We start from the raw sequence: 16,644 nt of genomic DNA, 5'->3' as shown, positions 1-16,644 counted from the left end.
CCAGCGCCCGCCCGGTTAGCTGAATAGCACTGAAACAAGGGCGAGGCTGGACATACGTCCGCCCTGAGTAACTCATTGCGGCAATGCATAGGCGATGATCGAATCGCCCGCTTTGGTTCTGAGCGCGCCATGACCGCCGGCCACCACGACCACTATTTGACGGCCCGCACGACTCAGATAGGTCATCGGAGCGGCTTGCCCGCCGGCCGGCGACCGCCACTTGCGCAACTCCTTGGGCGGTGGGGACGTCGTAGACGCGCAGGTGCAAGCACTCTCGATGAGATGCCCTCAACGTCCGCCTTCGCTCGCATCGAGACCAACGCGCAGGAGCTTGCCGCTGGCCGAGTCGGTCAGCAGATAAAGATAGCCGTCGGGTCCCAGGCGAACGTCGCGAACTCGCGCGCCGAGATCCTTCAGCAAGCGCTCGTCATGGGTCACCTTGTCGCCGTCGAGTTGCAGACGAATCAGCGACTGGTCCACCAGCGCGCCGATGAACAAGTTGTGCTGCCATGCGGGGAAGCGTTCCGCATCGTAGAACGCCATGCCGCTGATGCCGGGCGAACGCTCCCAGACATAGTGCGGCGGCTCGGTACCGTCCACGGTTTTACCCTTGGCTTCGGGGATCGGCTGGCCGCTGTAGTTGATGCCATGAGTCGCCAGCGGCCAGCCGTAATTGAGCCCCGGTTGCGGAATATTGATTTCATCACCGCCACGCGGGCCATGTTCATGCGTCCACAGAGCGCCGCTCCAGGGGTTGAGCGCGGCCCCCTGTTGATTGCGATGACCGTAGGACCAGATTTCTGGCCGGGCGCCTTCGGTATCCACCATCGGATTGTCGTCCGGAACCTTGCCGTCCGGGTGAATCCGCACCAGCTTGCCCTGCAGCTTGTCCAAGTCCTGAGCGGTAGGTCGTTGGTTGTTTTCCCCCAGCGCTATGAATAAGTGGCCGCTGCCATCGAAGACCAGTCGCGAACCGAAATGGATGCCGTTCGAGAGCTTTGGCTGCTGGCGAAAAATGACTGTGAAATCTTCCAGCCCGCTCAGGTCATCGGCCAGCCGACCACGCCCCACGGTGGTGCCGGCCTTGCCCTCGCCTTCTTCGGCATAGCTGAGGTAGACCAACCGATCCTGCGCGAAGCTGGGCGATAGCTGCACGTCCAGCAACCCGCCCTGCGCTTGCGCATAGACATCGGGCACGCCGTCGAGCGGCTCGGAAAGCTGCCCGTTGCCGTCAACCACACGCAACCTGCCGGGACGCTCTGTGACCAGCATGCCAGCATCGTCCGGCAGGAAGGCAACGGCCCAGGGGTACTCCAGACCGGTAGCGATTTCTTCGACGGAGACACGACCCTGCTCGCTGTCGAAATATTCGACCTCGGCGACCGCGAGGGTCGAACAGGAAAGCGTGGTGCAGCAGATGATGGCGCGAATGGCATGGCGCGGCATGAAGAATCCTCCGGAGCGAAACGGGCAGGTATCTAGTGAAGACCATAGACGAAGCGATTTGCTCACCTGATGACCGCTCAAGGAAAATTCGAACAAAAATTAGCCAGATCTGTATAATGGCCGGTTCGATTGATCCACAGGAATCCGATGACGATGGCCTCCAAGACCACATCCGCGAAACGCAAACCCGAACCCGCCAGCGAAACCAGCCAGTCCTTGGCCGAGCAAATGGCAGCCTTTCTGAAGGCCGGCGGTGAAGTTCAGAAGATTCCCAACGGCGTCAGTGGCCAGACTCAAGGCCCATCGCGGCAGATCACCATCAGTAAGAAATAGAAATAAATAGCTAAGCAGTAAACCCGCAACACCTGACCGCGAGCTTCAGCTGTCACGCAGTACTGCAGTGGCTCGCCGGGTTTCCCCTCCCGCGACATCCGAGATACCCATGACCGACCCGATACGCTTGTCCAAACGCCTCGCCGAGCAACTCGGCTGTTCGCGGCGTGAGGCTGAGCTGTACATTGAGGGTGGCTGGGTCAGCGTCGATGGGCAGATCATCGAAGCCCCCTATTTCAAGGTCGGCGACCAGCGAATCGAACTCCTGCCTGGCGCCATCGCAGCCGAGCTGCCGCCCGTCACGCTGCTGCTGCACAAACCGGCCGGCCAGGCAACCGCCGCAGACCCGGCGGGCGTCATGGAACAGCTCGCCAAGGCCACTCACTGGACGGGCGATGATGCTCGTCTCGCACCGCGTGATCGGCACTTCGCTCGTCAGACCGCACTGCTACCGCTGGAGCCGGATGCCAGTGGGCTAGTCATGTTCAGCCAGCAGCGCGAGGTGACCCGCAAACTCGCCGACCCTCGCGACAAGCTCGAACAGGAATACATCGTGGAAGTCGCCGGCGAACCCGAGGAAGGTGGCCTGGCATTACTGGCCAAAGGCATCGGGCACCGCGGCCGGATTCTGCCGAAAGCCAGGGCCAGCTGGCAGAACGAAACCCGTCTGCGCATCGTGCTCAAGGCACCGCAAGCGGGCGATCTGCGACAACTTTGCGAAGCCATCGGCCTGCAGATGCTCAGCTGCAAACGCATACGCGTCGGTCGCCTGTCGATGGCCAAACTGCCTGTCGGCGAGTGGCGCTTTCTCGGCGAGCACGAACGCTTCTAGAACGGAAACAGCCTTTCGGCAAAAAAACGAACCAGCCTGGCTGCTCGCTCCCTGCCGCCTGTCGACTATGCTTGTTCATCATCGAACAGGCAAAAGCCATCCGCGGGCAGCATCACCGAGTCCTGGACCGGCCGCTTCGCCATCATTCTGAAGGTGCGCCATGCAACGACTCGTTGTGGTGCTCATGCTCGCTCTACTGCCTTCGATCTGCACCGCGCAACAGCGGATCGAGGTGTGGAACTATCACTTCTCGCCCCCATTCATACTCGGCGATGGGCAGGGCCTTTCACACGCGTTCGTCGAACTGCTCAATCGCGACCCGGCCAACCGTGGCCGCTTCCGTTTCGAGCTAGTGGAGCTACCGCGCAAGCGTGTGGACATTCGCCTCGCCCGAAACCGCCCCGGCATCCTGCTCTGGGCAACGCCGAGCTTTTTCACTGCCGCGCAGACAGCAAACGCCAGATGGTCGGAACCGCTACTGATCGATCAACAGGTATTCGTCTCACTACCCGATGCGCCGGTTGAATATGAAGGGCCGGAATCCTTGCACGGCTTGGTTCTGGGTGGCGTGCTCGGCCACCGGTATCAGGGACTTGAGGAAGATATCGCCAAGGGTGCGATAGAACGCCAGAATGTACACAACGATCTGCAGAACCTTGAGAAGCTGCTCTCCGGGCGCATCAATACTTTATTGATCGCTCGCTCCACCCTGCTCCATTACCGCAAGGAACATAAGCCGGGCGAGCTATACATATCGTCAACGCCCCTGTACCAGTTCGCGCGGCACATGCTGATAACCGACACGCTGGACGAAGCGGTGAAAGACTATCTTGATCAATTGCTCAGTACCCTTCCAGCTAACCCCGAGTGGCAGGTCCTTCTGTTTCACTATGGCCTCAAGCCCATCGCCAGCGAGCCGTGAGTCGGGCTGAACAGAAACGAAACTCGCAGGTCAGAACTCGCGCTGACACATATAAACAATCCAGAGAACAAGGCAGCGATGAAGAACTCATTACTACTCGGACTGCTCATCGTCCTGGGCGGCTGCGCCTCTCAACCCTGTGACCAACCGGGCAGCTCCTGTCGTGCGGAGCGACTGCTCTATCAGAACGATCTTTTGCAGGCCAAGATTCTCATCTCCATCGGCGACGAAGACGGCTATGAACTGGCCGACGCCCTGCTCGAACGCAGTGCTCATCTCGACGAGCACGGCGAAATCGAGTTCTATCAGGCACTGCTGCTGATACGCCAGGGACCGCAACAAGCGGGCGTGCTGAACCTGCTCGAACAGGCGCGCGCCAAGGGCCACCCGCATGCGACGGCGCTGCTCTACAAAATGCACCAGGAGCCCTATCTGCTGGACGAACGCGACGCCACTAAGGCCGAGGAATATCGCCAGGCCTACGCCGAGCTGGATGTCGCGCGCAGCGGCTATCCATCCTTCGACAAAGCTCTGGAGCTGGTTTCCCAGCTCGTCGAGCCGCCGCCACCAATACCCGAGCGGGTCGATCCCTGCCCCACTAAATGCCTGTGATCTGCCTCACCGGGGTGTAGGTGTCTGCGATACCTTGGGTTCCTGCTCCCCATCCATCACGGCTTGCGCCTCTTCGCGCGTGGCATAGGGGCCGGCGATCGTCTTGCCGTCCATTTCCACCACCCAGCAAGTCACCCAGGTCGGGCGCCAGCCCTGCGGTACCTGGTCTCCGGTCAGCTGTCTGATCGTCGTCTGCATGCCTACCTCCACGTCTATTACCGTTATTGCAGGCGTGCCGGCGGCACACCCTCTTCAATAAAGGGACCACAAGTTCGACCGTTTTTCTCGCCGAAACAAACCGTTGCTGTTTTGGCTCGAACTGCCAGGACGTCCTGTCGTTCTATTAATAGGCGAGAAGGCCATTTCGTCCTTATCGAGAGATGCCCATACCGAGAAAACGAGGGCTCCGATGCAGATCCGTCAGACACCTGGCCGCAAGCCATTCCTATTGCTGGTGGCACTCACGCTTATCATCGCCGGCTGCAGCCGCATCAACCTCGCGTACCGCAACCTGGACACGCTGATCCCGTGGTGGATCGACGACTATCTGGACCTGGATCGCGCTCAGGAGAAGCGCTTCCGCGCGCAGCTGCGCGACCATCTGAGCTGGCACTGCCAAACGCAATTACCGGTCTATCTCGACATCATCGGACAGCTGCAGCACCAGGTTCGGCGGGATGAAATCAACGAGGCCACGCTGCGCACTCACTACCAGCATGCGAAACAGGCGATTCAGGCAATTACCGAAGAGATCACCCCGACCACCACGCAGCTTCTGCGTGATCTTGACGATGCACAGGTCAGAACGCTCAACGAGGCGCTAGAGAAAGACCGTCGCGAGCGGGCCGAAAAATACTTGCAGCCACCACTGGACCAGCAGATCAGAGAGCGTGCCGAACGCATGGGCGAGCGGGTCGAGCATTGGCTGGGTACGATCAGCGCGGCGCAACGGCAGCGCATTCTCGTCTGGGCGCATAGCCTCGGAGAACATAACCGGTTGTGGCTGGACAACCGGGTGCAATGGCAACACGCCCTGAGCGCCGCGGTCGCCCAACGTCACGAAGTGGGATTCGATGATCGCATCGCGCGGCTGCTACAAGGCGGCGAAGCCTTCTGGACTGCCGAGTACCGAGCGGCCTTCGACCGCATCGAACAGGCTGCCCTGGATTTGGCCAGCGACCTCTACGCGATGTCCGATACTGACCAGCGAAGCCATTTCGACGGCCAATTGGAGAACGTGCGCAAGGATCTGGGCTCGCTGGCCTGCTTGCCGGAGTCGCGCTGACTGCGGCCTCCTTAGCGTTTACGACAGCACAACAGCAGTCCGACTACGCCTACCGCAACCCCTCCAGCCAGCATCAAGGTGCGCTGCGGGTGGCTGTCTTTACGCCATCCGCCATCTATTCGCCGCTGGCCCAGTGCTGGATGGAACAGATTGCCGGAAGAAGGCGCCACTCGATCGGCACGCCGCAGCGCGGCACCGGTCAGCAGTCCCGACAGCTGATTGAAACCAGGCGTCACGAAATGCGCGAAGCGCAGCAAGGTCGCCACCATCCCAACCGAGGTGGTATGGCGAGGATGCAACGCCAGGCTGATCATCGCCTCGGCCACCTGCCGGGGATCGCACAGCGGTGGCGGCGGTTGCAGCGAACGCCCGGCATAGTTGCCGCCGTCGCGAAAACCGGGGGTGTCGACCACCGATGGGTATACATCACACACATGTATTCCCGGCCATTGCGCCAGCTCACCGCGCAGCGCCTGGGAAAAACCGCGCAGGCCGAACTTGCTGGCCGAATAGGCCACCGCGAATGGCTGCGGCACCCAACTGCCGACGGAGAGCGTATTGATCAGAATGCCGGCGTTCTGCTGCTTGAAGTAAGGGAGCACCACATGCGCGCCCCGCAGATAGCCGATCAAATCGGTCTGCACGACCTGCTCGTGAGCATCCAGCGGCGTCTCGTCGAATGTGCCGACCGCACCGACACCGGCATTGTTGATCCAGATATCGATGCGCCCTTGGCCGAACTCGGCAGCGGCAGTGGCCAGTTGTTCCACCGAGTCGCTGAGGGTCGTGTCGGTTGGCACCACGAGCGCTTCGCCGCCGAGCGCCCGGCATTCTTCAGCCGCCTCCTGCAACGCCTCCTCGTCACGTGCAGCCAACACCACACGGGCACGCCGACGTGCGAATGCTTGTGCGGTGGCGCGCCCAATACCACTGGACGCACCGGTGATGACCACCACCGCGCCTTCGAGTCTGTTTTCAGTCATGCCCGATTCTCCGGTTTGCTGTCGTTAACAGCTGACAGCCGCGGCGAGGCAAACATTCCCCGCCGTCCGGAGGATCGTCGGGGTCAAACCATCTGCAGCGCCTGCCGGCGAGACGGTGGCGGGAAGGCATCGTCGAGGATGTTCAGATCTTCAGCCGTCAACTGCAGCTCTGCGGCAGACGCATTGTTGCGCAGATGAGCCGGGTTGGAAGACTTGGGAATTACCAAAACGCCGGGTTGGCGCAAGGCCCAGGCCAACGCCACCTGAGCGGGCTGCGCACCGTGTCGGCGGGCAACGTTGGCCACTGCCGAATGCCGCAACAACGCACCGCCCTGCCCCAACGGACAATACGCCATGACCGGCATACCCTGAGCCTGGCTCCAGGGCAGCAGGTCGAATTCGATCCCACGCTCGCTAGGGTTGTAGATCACTTGGTTGGCCGCACAAGCGGGTGCATTCAGCTCACGCATGTCGTCCAGATCGAGATTCGACACCCCCCAGCGGCGGATCTTGCCCTGCTCTCTGAGCCGCTCGAAGGCTTCGACGGTTTCCGCCAGCGGATACTGGCCGCGCCAGTGCAGCAGATACAGATCGATGCATTCGGTACCGAGCCGACGCAAGCTGCGCTCGCAGGCTTCCGGTACGCCCTTCTGGCTGGCGTTGTGCGGATAAACCTTGCTGACCAGAAAGATCCGGTCGCGACGACCGCGTATCGCTTCACCGACAACCTCTTCCGCACCGCCCTCGCCGTACATTTCCGCGGTATCGATCAACGTCATGCCCAGCTCTATGCCGAGGCGCAGCGCTCCTACCTCGTTGTTGCGTTCGGCCGGATTCTCACCCATGTGCCAAGTGCCCTGGCCAATCACAGGGACTTCGGTTCCATCTGTCAGTGTCAGGGTGCGCATCAGCCGTTCCCTCGCACGTTCTGCTCAGCGACCGGCTCGGCCCAGGGATCGTAGGTGCCGAAATTCCACAGGTGTCCCTCCAGGTCGCGGCAGCTGAAGCCTCGGCCACCGTAATCCTCGTCTTTCAACTCGATGACGATCTCCGCCCCGGCAGCCTTGGCCTTGGTATAGAGCGCATCGGCACTGTTGACGATGACATAGATGCTCTGCGTGGAAACACCGCCCACCTGGTCCGGCATCCGCACCTGGCGACCATATTCTGAATCGCTAACCGGACCGAGCATCAGCATGCCGCTACCGAAATTGAGCTGCGCGTGAATGACGCCCACTTGCGCGTCCTCGACCACCAGGTGCTGCTCGAAATCAAACACTCGACACAGCCAGTCCAGCGCCGCGGGTACGTCACGGTAATGCAGACAGGGGATGAGATTGGATGTGGTGTTTTTGCTGTACAGGGACATGAAAGCTCCTTCCGATTGCCGCGGCCATCGCCGTCGTACAAGACGCACCGCATACGCATTCAGACCGATAAGGGCGCCGACGTTCCCACGGTTATGCGCGTTCGGCCAAGCCAAGGCGAATACCCAGGCCGATCAGCACCGACCCGAGGACACGATCGAGCCATTGGCTCAGTCGCTGATTGCCGCGTAGCGCCGAGCTGGCACGAGCCGCCAGCAGCACGAGCGTGCATTCCACGACGATTGCCACCAGAACGACTAACACACCCAGCACCAATAGCTGCAGCGCCACCGCGCCCTGGTCCGGACGCACAAACTGCGGCAGAAACGCCATGAAGAAAATTGCCGCCTTGGGATTGAGAATGTCCACGAGAATGCCCTGGCGATAGGCCTGCCAGGCGGTAGTCCGTGGCGTCGTTCCAAGTTTGAGCTGCGTACCGGCACCCGCAGAGCGCAACGCTTGGATGCCCAGGTACAGCAGATAGGCCGCACCTACATACTTGACCACCGTAAAGGCCAGCGCCGAAGTAGCCAGAATCGCCGAAATCCCCAGCGCGGCGGCTGCCACATGAACCAGAGCACCACTGCAGACGCCGCATGCCGAGGCCACGCCGACACGCCGCCCACCGGAGAGCGTACGCGACAGCACGAACAGCAGATCGGGACCGGGCGGCAGGTTCAGTGCCAGAGCAGCCGAGAAAAAGACCAACCAGAACGCCGGGTCCGACATTTCGGCTCTCCAGTCATGAGCAGGAAAGACACTGAATGTAGTCGAGCGGACTTCGGCTTTCCAGGCTTGCAATTCGAACCCGCGCAGGCAGTTCGTCGGAAAACTGGCATGCACTCACAGTTCCGACTTTTTATTGTCACCCAGCTGAACTACCTTGTTAGCGTTAATGTCAAAGCGCCAGGCCTCCGGCAAGGATCGCGGGCGCAGCCCGACACAGCCATGAACAGCAAAGGAAATGCACATGATCGATGAAGCCCGCACGGCCCTCGTCGCCCCCTCAGCGCGTCTCGTCCTGTTGTCCAACAGCGAGCTGCTGGACAACTCATTTCACCAACATCTTCACGACAGCGCTCAGTTGCGTCTGACGCGCAGCAACGCGCTTCGCCCCGGCGTGAGCGATGCAGACCTGCTACTGGTCGACGTCGGCAGCTTTACCGATGACGAATGCCTGCGCCTACTCCGGCAGCTGCGCGATACCGTCACCGCGTTGGTCAATGCGCAGCCGGAACAGGCACGCCGGCTGCTGGAACTACACCCTTGGATCAAGGGCGTCTTCTACCCGAGCACAAGCCGCAGCAATTTCAGCCGCGGCGTCACTGTCATGCTCAACGGTGGCGACTGGCTGCCCCGCGCGCTGATGGAAAAACTGCTCGGTCGCTATCGTCAGCTGACCCATGCGTCGCGCGCCATCGATGATTTATCGGTGCGCGAAAAGCAGATCCTCGCGCTCGCCGGCAAGGGGCTGTCCAACTCGGAAATCGCCGACCGCCTGCACCTGAGCACTCACACCATCAAGAGCCATATCCATAACGCACTGGGCAAACTGGGCGCATCCAACCGCGCGCAGGGTGCGTCGCTGGTGCTGGGGCACGTGAGCGAGGCCGGCACATGAAGGCCGCGTGCCTGTGCCTGATGCTACTTTTCGCTGTGCAGGCATATGCCGAAGAAGCAGAGCTCAAGGGCTTCATTACCAACAACACCGTTACCCGATCCGGTCAGGAGTTCTACCGCAAGTTCTGCGAACGCCTGAACGACACCAGCTCCCTGGACTTCAACCTGGCGGTCAAGGAAAGACCGTCGGCACGCTGGGGCATTCTGGTCTGGGTCGAGCAGAACAACCAGCCGCTTTACCGCCGCTTTCTACAACCGAACGTCGGCGACATGGAGCAAACCGCTTATGACGCGGCGGATTACGTGCTGCAAGAGATAAACCGTAAGAAAGTTGAAGCAATGTTCGAAGACACCATTGATCTTGCGAAGGATGAGTTATGAACCGGCCACAACAAAAAACCACCGGCATTCTCCTGGCCGGGCTATTGCTCAGCTCTGCCGTTACGGCAACCGAACTGGTCTATACCCCAGTCAATCCGTCCTTTGGCGGCAGCCCTTTGAACGGCGCCTGGCTGCTGGGCAATGCCCAGGCCCAAAACGACACCAAGGACCCGGACGCGATCGACCGCTCCTCGCTGTCCGGCACCTCGGCGCTGGACCGTTTCACCAGTCAGTTGGAATCACGGCTGCTTGGCGATCTGCTTAATGATGCTAGAGACGGCAAGACCGGGTCGGTCACAACGGATGACTTCATCGTAAATGTCATCAACGACGACCTCGGCAACTTGGTTGTAAGCATCACCGACCGGCTGACCGGCGAAGTGTCCGAAATCGTCATCGGCGAAAACTGATCAAGGAGAGCAAAGGCCATGAGAAGCCTATTCGTCGCCATCGGGATGATGGCCGTTCTGCAGGGCTGCGCAGTGCGCGAACCGATGTCCGCAGACCAGGAAACACCCACCCTTACCCCGCGCACTTCGACCTATCAGGACTTGCTGCAACTGCCCCGCCCCAAAGGCCCGCTGGTCGCCGCCGTTTACGGCTTCCGCGACCAGACCGGGCAGTACAAACCAAGCCCGGCGAGTTCCTTTTCCACCGCCGTCACCCAGGGCGCGGCAAGCATGCTGGTCGATGCCATGCAGGCCAGCGGCTGGTTCATCGTGCTGGAGCGCGAGGGCCTGCAGAACGTGCTGACCGAGCGCAAGATCATCCGCGCCTCCCAGGCCAAGCCGGACGTGGCACCGAACATACAGTCGGAACTGCCCTCGCTGCTGGCCGCCAACATCATCATGGAAGGCGCCATCGTCGCCTACGAAACCAACGTGCGCAGCGGTGGCCAGGGCGCGCGGTATCTGGGTATCGGCGTATCGCAGGAGTACCGGGTCGATCAGGTCACGGTCAATCTGCGCGCCGTCGACGTGCGCAGCGGCCAGGTGCTCTCCAACGTGATGACGACCAAGACGATCTATTCCATCGGGCGCAGCGCCAACGTCTACAAGTTCATCGAGTTCAAGGAGCTGCTCGAGGCCGAGGCCGGCTATACCACCAACGAACCGGCGCAACTCTGCGTGCTGTCGGCGATCGAGGCGGCGGTCGCCCACCTGATCGCCCAAGGCGTCGACCGTCGGCTATGGCAGACCGCCGAAACGACACCCGCAATCGAGGCCGAACTGGCGAAGTACCTCGCGGCGCCGACCAAGCTGTAGGTCGTTCTGTTTCTGGGCATGAAACAGCCCAGAAACAAACGCAGCGGTTTCATCCGTTTGATGGATTTGCCGGATCGCGGTTTAGGACAGGATGACCTACCGCGATTCAACCAGGGATGACTGATGAGCCAGGCGCAATGGATTGCCCGCAAAGCGCTGCTGCCGCTGCTTCTCGCAGGGTTAGCCAGCCCAGCCCTCCACGCGACCGATCGTCCATCCTCACTCGATCTGTGGCCCAGCGAAATCGCATCGAGCCAGAACCATTCGATTGCATCGACCCGGCCAGCCATCGGCGCCGCGCATGGGAACTTCGCACTCGTCACCCAGCTTGGCGACAGCCTGACCAGCTCTATCACTCAAACCGGCAGCGCTCTGGAAGCTTTCATCCTTCAGAGCGGCTATGCGCATGCTGCATCCATCGAGCAGCACGGCAGCCACAACCAGGGATTAATTGTTCAATCAGGCGCCTACAACCAGGCCCGGATCGAGCAATACGGCGCGCACAACAACGCGCTGATCGAACAGACCGGTACCGGGCATCGCAGTAGCGTCACGCAGAACGGCCAGGGTCTGAGCGTGCTGGTTCGCCAGTACCGCTGAAACAAAGCACCACCAGGAAGTACCGCTGAAAACATTCCATGGAGAGATAACAATGTTCAAGATCAAACCCCTTGTAGCTGCCATCCTGACTATCGCCACTGCCCAGGCCTTCGCCGCTGAGCACACCTCCGAACAACGCCAGAACGGCATCGATAACATCGCCGAAGTCACGCAGAGCGCTGGCAGCTCGAACACAGCCACGCAGCTGCAAAGCGGCCGGGGCAACGGCGCGATGGTCGAGCAGAACAGCTCGTTCTCGTCCTCGGTCCTGCAAACCCAGATCGCCAACTTCCATAAGGCCGAGGTCAACCAGACGGTCGCTTTGCGCAGCACCGCGGAGCAATGGCAGAACGGTAAAGGCAACGAGGCCAGCATCAGCCAGGGCGGTACTTGGGACAGCAGCGCTGACCAGCATCAGCACGGCAACGCCAATATCGCCGAAACCGAACAGGTCGCCACCCGTGGCGCCGACGCCGTTACAGAGCAGCTGGGCAACCGGAACTACGCCAACAGCTATCAGGCGCTGGCCAACGGCAGCAAGTCCGAGCTTTACCAGGACGGTAACCTCAACGATGCAAGCGTCAGCCAGTCGTTCAGCTCGAACGACCGCGCCATGATCGACCAACTAGGCAACGAGAACGCCGCGGAGATCGCTCAGAACTGGAGTGCTGGCTCGATCACCGAAGTCGAGCAGGCCGGCAACCTCAACAATGCATCCGTCAGCCAGACTGGCGCCAACCACGAGGCTTATACTTATTCGGGTGGTGACAACAACAACCTGAACGTGGATCAGCGCGGCAGCTACCAGAACGCCTTCGTTTATCAGCAGGGCAATGAGAACGACGCCAACCTCGCCCAGCGCGGCAATGGCAACACCGCCACTGCCAATCAGTACGGGTTTGGCAACGGCGCAGTGCTCGATCAGGACGGCCGTGATCAGGTCGCCACAGTTGGTCAGCATGGTAGCTACAACAACGCGACGGTGGACCAGCTGGGCAACGCCAACGAGCTGAACTTCAACCAGTCCGGTACGTACAACATGCTCAGCGCCGTGCAAGAAGGTGAAGGCAACCGCATCACCGGTTCCAGCAGCAACGCTGGTAACGACGTCGATATCGTCCAGGACGGCGATCTCAACCTGGCCAGCATCACCCAGGACGGTGTAAACAACATGGCCATTCTGTCCCAGTACGGCGAAAGCCATCTGGCGACCGTCATTCAAAATGGCACCGGCCATGAGGCCTTGGTCGACCAGAGCGGCATGGGCAACAACGCCCTGATCCGCCAGGCTGGCCTCAATAACATGGCGATCGTTACCCAACACTGATCCGCGCTACACCTCGCGACTGCCGGCCTTGCGCCGGCAGTTTCGTTTCTGGGGCCGCCGCCTGCGTTCCTCTGACTCACGCTCCCTTAGGCGATCGACCCGCAACCGAATTCGGATCGAAACGCGTACAACAGCTCCGATACGAGCCGCTTATTCGCTTGCTCGTTATCGACCGCTTCTCCCAAAACCGCCACGCGACAGCGTTGCGCCCTCACGAAACGATGAAATAAAACGATTTCTGTGGTATTTCCGCTGCGCTTGATCGACTGGCGCGGCACTGCTTCGAGCACAACGCCTGCCCGTTTGGACAAAGCTCAAAATAAAGCAGCCGCAACTGCAACAAGGGAGCACATCGATGAAATGCAGCCTCAGCACCGCCGTCTTCGCGGCGGGATTGACTTTCGCCAGCCAAGCCATGGCCGACCCAATGCTCTGGCAGAACAACAGCCTGACCTACCTCTACGGCAAAAATTTCGCCGTCGACTCAGGCGAGGATGGGCGTGAGGCCGATATCCAGCAGACCATTACCTTCGAACATGCCAGTGGCTGGACCTGGGGCGACATGTTCCTGTTCGTCGACCACAAGTGGTTCAACGGTCATTCGGGCAATGATGGCCGCACCTATTACGGGGAATTCAGCCCTCGTCTTTCACTGGGCAAGATCACCGGGCAAGACCTATCGTTTGGGCCAGTCACCGACGTTCTGCTTTCGGCGACCTATGAGCGAGGCGAAGGACGCAACCGCAACTACCTGCTCGGCCCCGCCATCGACCTGGCCGTACCGGGCTTCGATCGTCTGTCGATCAACACCTATTACCGCAAGCCGGACGGCATCACCGGCCAGGCCAGTGGCCAATGGCAGATCACGCCAACCTGGGCCATCACGTTCCCGCTGGGCAAGTCCGACATCCTCTTCGATGGCTATATCGACTGGGTGGTCAATGATGCCGGCTCCAAAACCAGCAACGACTTCGTCGCAAAGAACCTGCACATCAACCCGCAGGTCAAGTATGACCTGGGCAAAGCGCTGGACTACACCCCTGGCAAGCTATACGTCGGTATCGAGTACGACTACTGGTCGGACAAATACGGTGTGCAGGACAGCGCTGCGTTCAACACCGACAACAATGTCACCAACTTCATCGTAAAGGCCCATTACTGATCCTGGCGGCGTTCGGGCGCCGTCGCGAGCCAAACCGGCGGTTACGGTCAGGCTCGATGGCGGCATCAGTTCCTGCCGCGTAACGCTTCGATGCGCTCTGCCAGCGCATCGATCGTGAACGGCTTGGTCAACAGACCCATGCCCGGTTCGAGCTGACCGTTGCCCATCACGGTGCTTTCCGCGTAGCCGGTGATAAACAGCACGTTCAGCGCGGGGTCGGACTGGCGAGCGGCGTCGGCTAGCTGGCGGCCATTCATACCGCCCGTTAGCCCGACGTCCGTGACCAGCAGTGCAACCGGTTCGCCACTCTGAAGAATACTCAGGCCGCTTTTACCATCGATTGCCTGCAGCACCCGATAGCCCAACTCCTCGAGAACCTCCACCACCAGCAGGCGCACCGCCGGTTCATCATCGACGACCAGGATCGTCTCGCCTGACCCACCGCTTACCTGAAGTGTCGACTTGGGATCGATCACCGTATCGGCCTGCTGCACATTCGCGACTACGTGCGGCAGATACAGGCAGATCGTGGTGCCATGATCCGGTTCGGACTGGATCTTCACCTGCCCGCCCGACTGCCGGGTAAAGCCGTACACCATCGATAATCCCAGACCGGTTCCCATGCCCAATGGTTTGGTGGTGAAAAACGGATCGAATGCCTGCGCGGCGACTTCCTTGGACATGCCGACTCCGGTATCCGTGACGCATACGAGCACGTATTGCCCGGTCGGCACGTCGAGATCTATCGCCTTGCGGTCGTCCAGCCAGATGTTGCTGACACCGATCGTCAGCGTCCCACCGTCGGGCATCGCGTCACGGGCGTTGATGGCGAGGTTGAGCAAGGCGTTTTCCAGCTGGTTGCGATCCACCAGCGTTGGAGACAGATCCTCGGCACACTGCGTCTGCAGCGTGATCGAAGGGCCGACCGTGCGGCTGAGCAGTTCGCGCAGGTCACTGATCAGCTCGCAGACATCGGTGGCCATCGGGTTGAGCGTCTGGCGGCGAGAAAACGCCAGCAAGCGGTGCGTCAGCGCCGCCGCTCGGCGGGTCGCGTTCTGGGCCACCGTCACGTACTGCGCGAGCGATTCGACACGGCCTTGCTCGATGCGCTTTTCGAGCAGTTCCAGGCTGCCGCCGATACTGGTCAGCAGGTTGTTGAAGTCATGCGCCAGGCCGCCGGTCAACTGGCCGACGGCTTCCATCTTCTGGCTTTGGCGCAGCTGCGCCTCTGCCTGGGCGAGCGCCTGCGCCTGTTCCTTTTCGGCGGTGATGTCGCGCCCCACGGCATTGATCACACCGTCCGCCGGCCGGGCCGACCAGGTGAGCCAGCGATAGCTGCCATCGGTGCAGCGGTAGCGATTTTCGTAATGCAGAAAGGAGCGCCCCTCCGACAACTGTCCAACGGTCGCACTCGTGTCCGCCAGGTCGTCCGAGTGGATGAAGTCGAGAATATTGGCACCCAGAAGTTGCTCCTCGGGCCAGCCCAGCAACCGTTCCCAGGCTGGATTGACCGCGATGATGTCGCCATCGAAACGGCAGCGAAGCATCACGTCGCTGGACAACTCCCAGAGCTGGTCACGGTCCTTGGTACGGGTTGCGACGTCCTCGCGCAGCGAGGCGGTTAGGGCTTGTAGGGCCTGCTCCGCGTTGCGACGTGCGGAGATGTCGTTGAACAGAACCGCGACACGCTGTTCGGACGGCTCGCCGATCGGCATCGCCTGCACCTCGAACCAACGCTGCAAGGCCTCGGCATGGTTCTCGAAACGCACCGGGCGGCGGCTCAGCGCCACCTCACCGTAGATATCGAACCAGTGCTGCTCATGTGCAGGCGCGAGGTCGCGCATCCATTTGCCGCCGGCATCGACCAGCCCGCTCTGGCGTACGAAGGCCGGATTGGTTTCAACGAACCGATAGTCGATCGGCTTACCCTGCGCGTCAAATTTCATCTCGATGATGCAGAAGCCCGCATCGATCGCCTCGAACAGCAGGCGGTAACGGTTGTCGCTCTCGGTCAATCGCCGCGCGGCCTCATCCTCCGCCGTGCGGTCACGCAGGATTTTCAGGAAGCCGAAATGCCCCTTCTCGCCAAACAGCGGCGTGAGCGTGCCCGCGCCATGTAAACGTGACCCATCGGCGCGGATATACCAACGTTCGTGGCTGGTGCTGCCCTGCTGCAGGGCGCGCTGCATCTGCTCGCGCAGCAGTTCCGCATTGCGGCCATCGCCGCTGAATAGGCGGTCGAAGGGTTGTCCGTACATCTGTTGCGCCGTCCAGCCGAAGATGCGCTCGGCACCCGAGCTCCAGGCCGTGATGATGCCGTCGCAATCGGTGGTGAGCATGGCGCAGTCGCTGGCGGCGTTGAAAATTGCCTGTACTTGCTGGCCTGGATCAGGAATGGCGATGTCTCCTGTGGCGGGTCGAATTCGCGCCCGCGACGTTGCTATGAGTGCTCGCCCCGCCGTGAAGGTACAAGGCCGCAGGCCAGAGTAGTGGTCAGCCAAAGGCCGTG

General features: G+C 60.9%; 19 protein-coding genes and 1 pseudogene. 12 read left to right on the top strand and 8 right to left on the bottom strand.

Going from position 1 to position 16,644, the window contains the following annotated elements; all coding sequences use genetic code 11:
- Window positions 1-72 precede the first annotated feature (72 nt).
- Window positions 73-265: pseudogene (locus V6943_RS20490) on the bottom strand (hypothetical protein); the annotation flags it as partial.
- 23 nt (window positions 266-288) lie between these two features.
- Window positions 289-1,446 (bottom strand): PQQ-dependent sugar dehydrogenase, encoded by a 1,158-nt coding sequence (locus V6943_RS14530; RefSeq protein WP_340554110.1) that lies wholly within the window; start codon window positions 1,444-1,446, stop codon window positions 289-291.
- 153 nt (window positions 1,447-1,599) lie between these two features.
- Here V6943_RS14530 and V6943_RS14525 point away from each other — a divergent pair, with 153 nt between their 5' ends.
- From V6943_RS14525 to V6943_RS14510, 4 genes are all read left to right on the top strand, one after another.
- Window positions 1,600-1,779: a hypothetical protein gene (locus tag V6943_RS14525; protein WP_131650942.1), complete on the top strand. Its 180-nt coding sequence runs from the start codon at window positions 1,600-1,602 to the stop codon at window positions 1,777-1,779.
- A gap of 109 nt (window positions 1,780-1,888) precedes the next feature.
- Window positions 1,889-2,611: an RNA pseudouridine synthase gene (locus V6943_RS14520; RefSeq protein ID WP_340554108.1), complete on the top strand. Its 723-nt coding sequence runs from the start codon at window positions 1,889-1,891 to the stop codon at window positions 2,609-2,611.
- Between the two features lie 160 nt (window positions 2,612-2,771).
- Window positions 2,772-3,533 (top strand): substrate-binding periplasmic protein, encoded by a 762-nt coding sequence (locus V6943_RS14515; protein ID WP_131650563.1) that lies wholly within the window; start codon window positions 2,772-2,774, stop codon window positions 3,531-3,533.
- Between the two features lie 78 nt (window positions 3,534-3,611).
- Window positions 3,612-4,145 carry a hypothetical protein gene (locus V6943_RS14510; protein WP_131650564.1) on the top strand — a complete coding sequence of 178 codons (534 nt, stop codon included), beginning with the start codon at window positions 3,612-3,614 and terminating at the stop codon, window positions 4,143-4,145.
- A 6-nt stretch (window positions 4,146-4,151) separates the two neighbouring features.
- Here V6943_RS14510 and V6943_RS14505 read toward each other — a convergent pair whose 3' ends face one another.
- On the bottom strand, window positions 4,152-4,343 hold the full coding sequence (locus tag V6943_RS14505; RefSeq protein WP_131650565.1) for a hypothetical protein: 192 nt from the start codon (window positions 4,341-4,343) through the stop codon (window positions 4,152-4,154).
- Window positions 4,344-4,554: 211 nt separating this feature from the next.
- Here V6943_RS14505 and V6943_RS14500 point away from each other — a divergent pair, with 211 nt between their 5' ends.
- Window positions 4,555-5,430 carry a DUF6279 family lipoprotein gene (locus V6943_RS14500; RefSeq protein ID WP_340554106.1) on the top strand — a complete coding sequence of 292 codons (876 nt, stop codon included), beginning with the start codon at window positions 4,555-4,557 and terminating at the stop codon, window positions 5,428-5,430.
- A gap of 11 nt (window positions 5,431-5,441) precedes the next feature.
- Here the strand turns inward: V6943_RS14500 and V6943_RS14495 are convergent, their stop codons facing one another.
- From V6943_RS14495 to V6943_RS14480, 4 genes are all read right to left on the bottom strand, one after another.
- Window positions 5,442-6,413 carry an SDR family oxidoreductase gene (locus V6943_RS14495; RefSeq protein WP_340554104.1) on the bottom strand — a complete coding sequence of 324 codons (972 nt, stop codon included), beginning with the start codon at window positions 6,411-6,413 and terminating at the stop codon, window positions 5,442-5,444.
- Between the two features lie 83 nt (window positions 6,414-6,496).
- Window positions 6,497-7,321: an aldo/keto reductase gene (locus V6943_RS14490; protein WP_340554103.1), complete on the bottom strand. Its 825-nt coding sequence runs from the start codon at window positions 7,319-7,321 to the stop codon at window positions 6,497-6,499.
- A complete protein-coding gene (locus tag V6943_RS14485; RefSeq protein ID WP_131650569.1) occupies window positions 7,321-7,782 on the bottom strand; it encodes a VOC family protein in 462 nt (153 codons plus the stop codon). The genes V6943_RS14490 and V6943_RS14485 overlap by 1 nt, the downstream gene beginning before the upstream one ends.
- Before the next feature lie 91 nt (window positions 7,783-7,873).
- Window positions 7,874-8,509 (bottom strand): LysE family translocator, encoded by a 636-nt coding sequence (locus V6943_RS14480; protein WP_340554101.1) that lies wholly within the window; start codon window positions 8,507-8,509, stop codon window positions 7,874-7,876.
- A 241-nt stretch (window positions 8,510-8,750) separates the two neighbouring features.
- Between V6943_RS14480 and V6943_RS14475 the strand changes: the two genes are divergently transcribed.
- From V6943_RS14475 to V6943_RS14445, 7 genes are all read left to right on the top strand, one after another.
- Window positions 8,751-9,401 carry a helix-turn-helix transcriptional regulator gene (locus tag V6943_RS14475; RefSeq protein WP_181100694.1) on the top strand — a complete coding sequence of 217 codons (651 nt, stop codon included), beginning with the start codon at window positions 8,751-8,753 and terminating at the stop codon, window positions 9,399-9,401.
- A complete protein-coding gene (gene csgE / locus V6943_RS14470; protein ID WP_181100692.1) occupies window positions 9,398-9,781 on the top strand; it encodes a curli production assembly/transport protein CsgE in 384 nt (127 codons plus the stop codon). The genes V6943_RS14475 and csgE overlap by 4 nt, the downstream gene beginning before the upstream one ends.
- Window positions 9,778-10,191 (top strand): curli assembly protein CsgF, encoded by a 414-nt coding sequence (locus V6943_RS14465; RefSeq protein WP_131650573.1) that lies wholly within the window; start codon window positions 9,778-9,780, stop codon window positions 10,189-10,191. The genes csgE and V6943_RS14465 overlap by 4 nt, the downstream gene beginning before the upstream one ends.
- 18 nt (window positions 10,192-10,209) lie before the next feature.
- On the top strand, window positions 10,210-11,046 hold the full coding sequence (locus tag V6943_RS14460; RefSeq protein WP_131650574.1) for a CsgG/HfaB family protein: 837 nt from the start codon (window positions 10,210-10,212) through the stop codon (window positions 11,044-11,046).
- Window positions 11,047-11,169: 123 nt separating this feature from the next.
- Window positions 11,170-11,646 (top strand): curli production assembly protein CsgB, encoded by a 477-nt coding sequence (locus tag V6943_RS14455; protein ID WP_340554098.1) that lies wholly within the window; start codon window positions 11,170-11,172, stop codon window positions 11,644-11,646.
- A 52-nt stretch (window positions 11,647-11,698) separates the two neighbouring features.
- Complete coding sequence (locus V6943_RS14450) at window positions 11,699-12,973, top strand: hypothetical protein (protein WP_340554097.1); 1,275 nt, start codon at window positions 11,699-11,701, stop codon at window positions 12,971-12,973.
- Between the two features lie 355 nt (window positions 12,974-13,328).
- A complete protein-coding gene (locus tag V6943_RS14445) occupies window positions 13,329-14,135 on the top strand; it encodes an outer membrane protein OmpK (RefSeq protein WP_340554095.1) in 807 nt (268 codons plus the stop codon).
- 65 nt (window positions 14,136-14,200) lie between these two features.
- Here V6943_RS14445 and V6943_RS14440 read toward each other — a convergent pair whose 3' ends face one another.
- Window positions 14,201-16,636 carry a PAS domain S-box protein gene (locus tag V6943_RS14440; RefSeq protein ID WP_445324137.1) on the bottom strand — a complete coding sequence of 812 codons (2,436 nt, stop codon included), beginning with the start codon at window positions 16,634-16,636 and terminating at the stop codon, window positions 14,201-14,203.
- Window positions 16,637-16,644 lie beyond the last annotated feature (8 nt).

The sequence above is a fragment of the Pseudomonas sp. CBC3 genome, assembly GCF_037967085.1.
In the GTDB taxonomy this organism is placed as follows: domain Bacteria; phylum Pseudomonadota; class Gammaproteobacteria; order Pseudomonadales; family Pseudomonadaceae; genus Stutzerimonas.
Note: the sequence above shows the minus strand (reverse complement) of the source record. Positions and strands in the feature narration are given on the sequence as shown.

Bases quoted from the DNA above. Each gene is read 5' to 3' on its own strand.
- V6943_RS14530 (WP_340554110.1), bottom strand. From the start codon at position 1,446: ATGCCGCGCCATGCCATTCGCGCCATCATCTGCTGCACCACGCTTTCC.
- V6943_RS14525 (WP_131650942.1), top strand. From the start codon at position 1,600: ATGGCCTCCAAGACCACATCCGCGAAACGCAAACCCGAACCCGCCAGC.
- V6943_RS14520 (WP_340554108.1), top strand. From the start codon at position 1,889: ATGACCGACCCGATACGCTTGTCCAAACGCCTCGCCGAGCAACTCGGC.
- V6943_RS14515 (WP_131650563.1), top strand. From the start codon at position 2,772: ATGCAACGACTCGTTGTGGTGCTCATGCTCGCTCTACTGCCTTCGATC.
- V6943_RS14510 (WP_131650564.1), top strand. From the start codon at position 3,612: ATGAAGAACTCATTACTACTCGGACTGCTCATCGTCCTGGGCGGCTGC.
- V6943_RS14505 (WP_131650565.1), bottom strand. From the start codon at position 4,343: ATGCAGACGACGATCAGACAGCTGACCGGAGACCAGGTACCGCAGGGC.
- V6943_RS14500 (WP_340554106.1), top strand. From the start codon at position 4,555: ATGCAGATCCGTCAGACACCTGGCCGCAAGCCATTCCTATTGCTGGTG.
- V6943_RS14495 (WP_340554104.1), bottom strand. From the start codon at position 6,413: ATGACTGAAAACAGACTCGAAGGCGCGGTGGTGGTCATCACCGGTGCG.
- V6943_RS14490 (WP_340554103.1), bottom strand. From the start codon at position 7,321: ATGCGCACCCTGACACTGACAGATGGAACCGAAGTCCCTGTGATTGGC.
- V6943_RS14485 (WP_131650569.1), bottom strand. From the start codon at position 7,782: ATGTCCCTGTACAGCAAAAACACCACATCCAATCTCATCCCCTGTCTG.
- V6943_RS14480 (WP_340554101.1), bottom strand. From the start codon at position 8,509: ATGTCGGACCCGGCGTTCTGGTTGGTCTTTTTCTCGGCTGCTCTGGCA.
- V6943_RS14475 (WP_181100694.1), top strand. From the start codon at position 8,751: ATGATCGATGAAGCCCGCACGGCCCTCGTCGCCCCCTCAGCGCGTCTC.
- csgE (WP_181100692.1), top strand. From the start codon at position 9,398: ATGAAGGCCGCGTGCCTGTGCCTGATGCTACTTTTCGCTGTGCAGGCA.
- V6943_RS14465 (WP_131650573.1), top strand. From the start codon at position 9,778: ATGAACCGGCCACAACAAAAAACCACCGGCATTCTCCTGGCCGGGCTA.
- V6943_RS14460 (WP_131650574.1), top strand. From the start codon at position 10,210: ATGAGAAGCCTATTCGTCGCCATCGGGATGATGGCCGTTCTGCAGGGC.
- V6943_RS14455 (WP_340554098.1), top strand. From the start codon at position 11,170: ATGAGCCAGGCGCAATGGATTGCCCGCAAAGCGCTGCTGCCGCTGCTT.
- V6943_RS14450 (WP_340554097.1), top strand. From the start codon at position 11,699: ATGTTCAAGATCAAACCCCTTGTAGCTGCCATCCTGACTATCGCCACT.
- V6943_RS14445 (WP_340554095.1), top strand. From the start codon at position 13,329: ATGAAATGCAGCCTCAGCACCGCCGTCTTCGCGGCGGGATTGACTTTC.